Raw genomic sequence first — 928 nt, forward strand, 5'->3', positions numbered from 1 at the left:
AACGCACAGAAAAACCAATTTATTCCTCAGCATATCGCCAATCTGCTGTGGGCCATGGCGAAACTGGTGGACAATGGGCAGAAGCACACACCAGGGCTCAAAGAGGCCGTGGCCGCGCTGTTGCCCCACGTTAACGCACAGAAAGACCAATTTAATGCCCAGGGCATCGCCAACCTGCTGTGGGCCATGGCAAAACTGGTGGACATCGGGCAGGAGCGGACACCAGGGCTCAAAGAGGCCGTGGCCGCGCTGTTGCCCCACGTGAACGCACAAAAAAACCAATTTATTCCTCAGCATATCGCCAACCTGCTTTGGGCCATGGCGAAACTTGTGGACAACGGGCAGGAGCGGACACCAGGGCTCAAAGAGGCCGTGACCGCGTTGTTGCCCCACGTGAACGCTCAGAAAGCTAACTTTAAATCACAGGGTATCGCCAACCTGTTGTGGGCCATGGCGAAGCTGGTGGACACCGGGCTGGAGCGGGCACCAGAGCTCAAACAGGCCGTGGCCGCTCTGTTGCCCCACGTGAAAGCACAGAAAGCTAACTTTGCACCACAGGGTATCGCCAACCTGCTGTGGGCCATGGCGAAACTGGTGGACAACGGGCAGGAGCAGACTCCAGAGCTCAACCAGGCCGTGGCCGCGCTGTTGCCCCACGTGAACGCACAGAAAGCTAACTTTAAACCACAGGGTATCGCCAACCTGCTGTGGGCCATGGCGAAATTGGTGGGCAACGGGCAGGAGCAGACACCAGGGCTCAAAGAGACCGTGGCCGCGCTGTTGCCCCACGTGAACGCACAGAAAGACCAATTTAATGCCCAGGATATCACCAACCTGCTGTGGGCCATGGCGAAACTGGTGGACAACCAACAGGCGAGAACACAAGGGCTCAAAGAGGCCGTGGCCGTACTGTTGCCCCATGTGAACG

Annotated in this window: 1 protein-coding gene; it reads left to right on the forward strand. The window is 58.0% G+C overall.

The window, feature by feature from the left end; translation table 11 throughout:
- The coding region (locus tag J7439_RS25605) for a DUF1601 domain-containing protein (protein ID WP_209204883.1) at positions 1-928 on the forward strand (928 nt) is incomplete at both ends.

Source organism: Salinisphaera sp. G21_0, from assembly GCF_017744115.1.
Lineage (GTDB): Bacteria > Pseudomonadota > Gammaproteobacteria > Pseudomonadales > Endozoicomonadaceae > Endozoicomonas.